The sequence below is a fragment of the Blastopirellula marina genome (assembly GCF_002967765.1).
GTDB lineage: Bacteria > Planctomycetota > Planctomycetia > Pirellulales > Pirellulaceae > Bremerella > Bremerella marina_A.
On the sequence record NZ_PUHY01000004.1, the window covers coordinates 646,288 to 653,654 of the forward strand.

Sequence of the window (7,367 nt, forward strand, 5' to 3'; positions counted from 1 at the left end):
GTAGCCAATGAATAAAATCGCTGACAAAACCGAACAGATCCGACGTAATCAAACCTCTAGCGGGGAACATCTCTCCCCAAAGACTGGACGGGTGTTGATTGCCGTGGCGACCTACAACGAGATCGACAATCTCCCGATCTTCGTCGAAAGGTTAGCGGACACCTTGCCAAATGTTGATCTGCTCGTTATCGACGATGGTTCCCCTGATGGGACCGGTGATTGGTGCCTGCAGGAAGCAAAGGTTAATCCGCACATCCACTGCTTGCACCGACAGGGAAAGCCGGGCTTGGGTTCAGCAATCATCGCCGCGATGAAATACGCGGTCGCGCACGACTACGAGGTAATGGTCAACTTAGACGCCGACCTCAGCCATCCTCCTGAGATGATCCCGCTATTTCTGGAAGCGTGGGAAGAAAATGATCCTGGAGCGACCGTGGTGATCGGTTCTCGATACATCAAAGGTGGGGGCATTCAGGGCTGGCCTTGGAAGCGGCACATGATGAGTAAGGCGATCAATTTCTATACGCGTTGGCTACTGTGGTTGCCGATGGCAGACTGTAGCGGATCGTTCCGAGCTTACCCCGTTAAGCTCCTCAAACAAGTCGACTTCGATTCATTCCTGAGTCAAGGGTACTCGTTCTTCGAGGAAATCTTGTATCACCTCAAGCGGGAAGGAGCTCAGTTTGTCGAGGTTCCTTTCACGTTTGTCGAACGACAATATGGTGCCTCGAAGATCAGCCTTCAAAAGGCAATGGTCGCGGTTGGCACAATCTTCCGGCTTGGGATGAAGGTCTGGTTTCGCGCCTAGCCCTCCGGCTGAGGTGTGTGTTAGCGCTCTATGGCGAATTCTCGCGCAAAACATCGCACTAGTGGTTTGTGAGTCTTTACGGGCGTATGATGGAAGGATCGGACTTGCTCCCGCCCTCCATTGTCATAAGGAAGCCCGACATGTTTCTGGCTCGTCCCGCCCTCCTCGTTCTCGGTCTTTGTGTATTAATTGGCCCTCGTGCTGAAGCGGCCGAACCGTTTCATTTGAAAGTCGCCGATCAAGGGGATGCGCAACGTGCGTTGCCACTGAAGGTCGACGTCACCGTTCCAAAAGAGTTTGCCGACATCAAAGTCGTTAAGCTTAGCGCTGAGGGTATTGAGCCGATCATCGCGCAAATTACCGGCCCTGGACTCGGGCGACATTTTGATGATCCGCTCGCCCGGGAAGTTCACTTTGTACTTCCCGCGGCGGTTGTCGGTCCAGAACGCGAGTTCGTGGTTTCGATCGCTGAAGACTCTGAAGAACTCACACAATTTCAATTCGTCGACGAATCAGGCAAGCACAAGGACTTGCTTTACGGCGATCGGCCCGTGATGCGGTACATGTATGAAGCGGTCGACACCACCAACGAAGAACGGCGTCACGAGACGATGAAGGTCTATCATCATCTCTACGACCCCAAAGGTGAGCACCTTTTAACGAAAGGGCCTGGTGGACTGTTCCAGCACCACCGTGGGGTCTTTTACGGTTTTAACCGCATCAGCTATGAACAAGACGGTCAAAAAAAGTCAGCCGATGTTTGGCATTGCCACAAGAAGGAAAGCCAAACCCACGAGAAGTTCGTGCGAGAAGAAGTAGGGCCAGTCTTTGCCCGCCAGATCGTTGAGGTGGATTGGAATGGCCAAGACGGTCAAGTGTTTGCGACTGAACTGCGTGAGATGTCGGTTTACCATGTCGATGGGGTTCAAGTTATCGACTTCGCATCACAATTAGCCGCTAAGGCAGACAACTTGAAATTGGATGGTGACCCGCAACACGCTGGTTTCCAATATCGCGCGACGCAGCATGTACCTGACAAGACTGCCAAGCAAACCTACTACGTCCGTCCCGATGGAAAAGGTGAACCGGGCAAGTTCCGAAATTGGCCGAACAACAAGGATCATATCGATCTCGAATTCAACGCGCTAAGCTTTGTGGCATTCGACCAGCGTTATACATGCTGCTACTTAGACTCCCCTGAGAACCCGAAGCCAGCTCGTTTCAGTGAACGTGACTATGGCCGTTTTGGTTCGTATTTCGCAACGCACGTATCCAAGGAAGAGCCGCTAGATCTGCACTATCGATTGTGGCTTGAGCCAGGCGAACTGAATGTAAAGCAGATCCAACAACTGCGAAACGACTTCGTCAATCCTCCCAAGGTGACAGTCGAGATGAGCACGAAATCGTAGGTGTTTGGGGGACCGTTGCCTTCGTTGACACCTTGGTTTGGCCTCCCTAAAATCGCCTTTTCACCCCAATGGTAAATACTCCATCGTTAATAACCCTTTTAGGATGTGCGATTCATGTCGGATGGGAAAACCGGGCAAATTGATAACGTGATGCGCGAGTCGCGGCTCTTTCCGCCGAGCCAGGACTTTGCATCGAAGGCCCGGGTCAAATCGGTTGAAGAGTACGAGAAACTCTGGAACGAAGCAAAGGCAGACCTACCAGCTTTCTGGGACAAGTTTGCGAAAGAAGAGCTGCATTGGTTTGAGCCATATAGCGAAGTTCTCGAGTGGAATTGCCCGGATGCGAAGTGGTTCGTCGGCGGCAAGACGAACGTTAGTTACAACTGCCTCGATCGCCACTTGGGTACGCCGACCGCTGACAAGACCGCCATCATCTGGGAAGGTGAACCTGGTGATCAACGTACTTTGACCTATAAAGAACTTCACGCTGAAGTCTGCAAGTTCGCCAATGTCCTCAAGGGACTTGGCGTGGAACACGGGGATCGTGTTTCGCTCTACATGCCGATGGTCCCCGAGTTAGCCATCGCGATGTTGGCATGTGCTCGTATCGGTGCGATCCACTCGGTGATCTTCGCAGGCTTCTCCGCCGAATCGATTGCTGATCGTAATAACGATGCTCAAGCGAAAGTTATCGTCACCGCCGATGCTGGTTGGCGGCGTGGTAAAGAACTGCACTTGAAAGCGATCGTTGACGAAGCCCTCGAAAAGTCTAGCACGATCGAGAAATGTGTTGTGCTCAAACGGGTTGGCAACGATGTCGAGATGAAGCCTGAACGCGATGTTTGGTGGCACGAACTCTTAGACGGTGCTTCGTCGGAGTGTGATGCAACGCCGCTCGATAGCGAAACACCGCTGTTTATTCTGTATACCAGTGGTTCGACCGGAAAACCAAAAGGTATTTTGCACACGACCGCTGGTTACAACCTTTACGCCAAGAAGACCTTTGAATGGGTCTTCGATCATCGCGAAGATGACGTCTACTGGTGCACGGCCGACTGTGGTTGGATTACTGGTCACAGCTATGTCGTTTATGGGCCGTTCTCAGCAGGTGCGACCTGTGTGATGTACGAGGGAGCCCCAAACTTCCCTGACGAAGGGCGTTTCTGGGAAATCATTGAGAAGTACAAAGTCACAATCATGTACACCGCTCCCACGGCGATTCGCGCCTTTATTAAGTGGGGAGACGAGTGGGTTGATAAGCACGATCTATCGAGCTTACGACTTCTGGGCACGGTGGGCGAAGGGATCAACCCGGAAGCTTGGATGTGGTACCACAAAAAGATTGGCGGAGAACGTTGCCCAATCGTCGATACGTGGTGGCAAACGGAAACGGGGGGAATCATGATGTCCCCGATGCCTGGGGCCATCGCGACTAAGCCTGGCAGCTGTACCCGTCCATTGTTTGGCATTGTGCCCGGCATTTATGACGCCGAGCTAGAGGAAGTCGGGACGAATCAAGGCGGAATGCTGACAATCACTCAGCCATGGCCTGGCATGCTCCGGGGGGTGTGGGGCGATCGCGAGCGCTTCAAAGATACCTATTGGTCACGCGTTCCCGGTAAGTATCTCGCTGGCGACAACGCTCGTTGCGATGAGGATGGCTATTACTGGATCATGGGGCGTATCGATGATGTGATCAACGTGGCAGGCCATCGCCTCAGCACGATCGAAGTCGAAAGTGCGTTGGTTTCGCATCCGTTAGTCGCTGAGGCTGCCGTCGTTGGTCGTCCACACGACATCAAAGGGGAAGCAATTGCCGCCTTTGTGACGCTTAAGAATACAGAAGCGAGCGAAGAAGCCCGTGAAATTCTCAAGCAGCACGTCCGCAAAGAAATTGGTGCTTTGGCGGTGCCGGACGACATCCGCTTCACTTCAATCTTGCCGAAGACACGTAGCGGCAAGATCATGCGGCGTCTGCTTCGTGATATTGCTTCCGGCAAGGAAGAAGTCGGTGATACGACAACGCTAGAAGACTATTCCGTTTTGGCGAAGCTGCGCGACAACGACTAAGTCGGCGAATCAACGCGTGCAATGCTTAAAGCTCGGTGTAACCCACCGAGCTTTTTTATGGCGTCATCGATCTTGCCAACGATTACACGTGTTTCTCGAATCGCGTCGACGATACCTAAATAGCTACGAACCTCGTCTGTAGTTAATGTCGTATGCCTTCGATCTTTGAGCCATTTTCTCAATACTTGATGGCTTCCAATATGAAATAGCCATTCAGATTCACGGACTTCCGTGAGCGGTGTCTTCCGGTCGATCCACACTAAGTCATCCTTCCATTTCGGATGGCCTGAGGCAACCGGCGGCAACGGGCCCGCTACCGGAAGATCGTGCTGCGGCGAAGACCGTAGATGAGTTTTTAGCAGCGTGTCACCTAGCTTTGCGAAAAGATCGAAGGTTTGTTTCGCTTCAGGAAAGAAAACACGCGGGTAATCAAGACGCAAGGACTCGGCGAAGTGCGTACGATATTCGCTGGCGTGAAATAGGGCATACAAGTAGGCAAAAATGGCGTGAACTTCGGAATCAGCCAAATGCGACGGTAATCGCTCTCGACAAAGGTTCTCCTGGCCCTTAATCGTTACTGGAAGAAGCGTTTCATTGCCCCGATTGTCACTTCTTAGAATTCCATCAACTGTTAACTCATTCGTAGCCAGGAAAAAATTACAGGCACGTTCCGGCGGCATTTGGCGACGAACAATCAGTGCTAATGCCCCAGCTTCCTGCATCGCTTGCATGACTTCGCCACGTGGCCAGTCAATCATTTCTGGTGACCAGTAGATCCAGCGAGAGTCAAATGGGCGATAAGCACACCTGGCAATCTTTTTCTTCCACTCGCAATCTCGGCGAAGCATTTCTCGTGCTTTTGGAAGCTTCCATCCACGTGTATCCCCAGGCAGATACTTGCCGCTGCGAGGTCGCGGAAAGAACTTTGCTCGCAATTGGTCGTCGCTAATTCGCGAATCACAAAACTCCTCAATACGTTTCATAAGGCGTTCGCGGTCGGTATCGATAACAATGGAATCCCGGGCAGTGACAATGGTCGACGTAGATTGGGGAATCAATTCGGTGATCGAGATTCCCTGTTGATACTCCTTCGATGTCGCCAGCTGACGTGGAACAAAAAAGTAGTGAGGAGAACTGGGGCTTAGTTCTTGGTTCGTGAGTTCCTCCCAGTTTGAGTCGGTAAGACGAGCGAGTTTACCTGCTCTCGGCCCCCATAATTCACCAAAGTGAATAGCTTTCCGCATTGGTTTAGGTGACTGGCTAAGAACTGCGATCGCCACACCTTGGCCGATGTCAAAAACACTTTCGTCGCGAGATAGTCGCGAGGTCGCCCCACGCTTTTTCGAGTTTCCGTTGAGATCGAGAATATCGATTCGATCAAATTGGTCAGCCAACTGATAACGTAGCCCGCGGAAGGTAACGTTATCGAGGAAACCATGGTTGGTAACCAAGCCAATCACGCCCAAGCCGGATCGCTCTAGGTGCCATTGCGAGATTCTAAGAAATTTGACGTAGTCGTCGTGAAGCCAAAGTTTACGCTCATTGAGTGGCTGGCCTGTGACTTCAAAGTAATTGCGAAAGCGTTTTTTGCCGTCAACCGTTCCACGGAGGAGTTGCTTGATCCAGGCACCGTTGTTGGAAGATGCGGCTGCATAAGGAGGATTACCCAGCACAACCGTGGCGGGCGGCCCCAACTTGGAATGGACCTTCGGATCCAACGCATTCCCACAATGGATTCGTACGAATTTCGAAGCATCCTGTGACAGTCCGGTCGCTGCAAAAAATTGGCCGATGGTTTCTCTTGCGGGGGGGATGGCATCGGAAAGCAATTCAATTGCATGTAAGCGGTGTGGCAAATCTTCTTCGGCAAATGCCTGCCAGCATTTTTGGAATGAATTCTCGTTGCCACCGTTCGCCAAATGATCTTTCGAGAGGTTTAGATACATCTGGCTCAATGCTGCGACCAGAAAAACGCCGGAACCTGCCGAAGGCTCAAGAATGCGAACAACCAAATCATCAGGATCTACGCCGTCAGGCAGAGTAACGCCGTCCAGAAAGGCGGATTTCCATGTCAACTGATCTGCCAAGCCAAGACGTAAGTTGAAGTCGAACTTTAGACGTCGATCGACCTGGCGTACAATTGCTTTGGCAACTTCCCACGGAGTGTAGAAAACCCCATGTTCGCGTCGTTGTCGCGGAGAGAGACGAGCTAGTTCCGATTCGAAGCGATAGGCACTGGAGCTTATACTCACCGTCGGCACACTCATCTCGCTAAAGAAAGGTGAATGACAATTGACTAGAGTTCAAAGTCCTCCTCGCCAATGCGAAGAAGTCCTTTGTTGCCTACAAGATTGTCTTGCTCGCCTTGCTCAATGATTAGCTGCCCATCCGCCTTGCTTCCGCGAACGTCATACACGATGTACTTCTCAAACGCTTCTTTCTGCTGAATGGCTTTGCTGTCGTCAGCATTAATCCAGGCAGACTGGATCTCGCCGAAATGCTCTTTCACGACGGCATTATCACCGTACTTTTCTTTCAGCTGATTAGCGATCTGATGATTGATGCCTATATAGGTAATCCCGGCACAGATCAAACAGCTGACGACCAACAGACCACTCACTGCGGCTGTGGCTAAGAGAAGCGGGGAGACGGCGCCGCGACGAAGTTGTCGTCGACGAGACCGGCCGAACATTTGAGAAGTAGCCAAGGTGTAATACCTGGTTAGGGCGAGGACTAATGCAACGAGTCCTTGTTTTACTTACCAAGGGCGCAACAAAAAAGCCCCGCTTTGATAAGCTGGGGCTTGTTTTGATTAAATGAATCCGGCGATACCTACTTTCGCACTGGTGGGCACTATCATCGGCTGGTTGTGCTTAACTGCTGTGTTCGGAATGGGAACAGGTGTTTCCACAACCATATGGTCACCGGAAGGAACTTCGTGAAACGTGAGGGCCTCACGAAGCTCAATTTGGATTGGTAGATCTTATTTTGTGTGTGTCGCACAAGTCGACGATTTTCGAGAATCTTGAATCGTTACTCGTAATTCAGGCTGTTGTTCACAGCTGCTCTCGCTAAAGAGC

Annotated in this window: 5 protein-coding genes and 1 rRNA gene; 3 read left to right on the forward strand and 3 right to left on the reverse strand. The window is 51.6% G+C overall.

All coding sequences use genetic code 11. The features are described from left to right. The first annotated feature begins 7 nt into the window (after positions 1-7). From C5Y83_RS04025 to acs, 3 genes are all read left to right on the forward strand, one after another. A complete protein-coding gene (locus C5Y83_RS04025) occupies positions 8-808 on the forward strand; it encodes a polyprenol monophosphomannose synthase (protein WP_233207078.1) in 801 nt (266 codons plus the stop codon). 140 nt (positions 809-948) lie between these two features. Continuing rightward, positions 949-2,217, forward strand: coding sequence for a DUF6807 family protein (locus tag C5Y83_RS04030; protein ID WP_158262225.1), 1,269 nt, complete (start codon positions 949-951; stop codon positions 2,215-2,217). 114 nt (positions 2,218-2,331) lie between these two features. Next, the gene (gene acs, locus C5Y83_RS04035; RefSeq protein ID WP_105328348.1) at positions 2,332-4,287 is read left to right on the forward strand and encodes an acetate--CoA ligase; all 1,956 of its coding nucleotides are present in this window, start codon (positions 2,332-2,334) and stop codon (positions 4,285-4,287) included. Here acs and C5Y83_RS04040 read toward each other — a convergent pair. The 3 genes from C5Y83_RS04040 to rrf all read right to left on the reverse strand — a co-directional run bounded on the left by C5Y83_RS04040 (position 4,284) and on the right by rrf (position 7,216). Then, entirely contained in the window at positions 4,284-6,539 is a 2,256-nt protein-coding gene (locus C5Y83_RS04040) for a type ISP restriction/modification enzyme (protein WP_146117615.1), read from the reverse strand. The two genes, acs and C5Y83_RS04040, sit on opposite strands and share 4 nt — an antisense overlap. A gap of 44 nt (positions 6,540-6,583) precedes the next feature. Next, positions 6,584-6,994: a hypothetical protein gene (locus C5Y83_RS04045; protein WP_146117616.1), complete on the reverse strand. Its 411-nt coding sequence runs from the start codon at positions 6,992-6,994 to the stop codon at positions 6,584-6,586. Between the two features lie 113 nt (positions 6,995-7,107). Further along, positions 7,108-7,216 (reverse strand): 5S ribosomal RNA (rrf, locus tag C5Y83_RS04050). Positions 7,217-7,367: the final 151 nt, after the last annotated feature.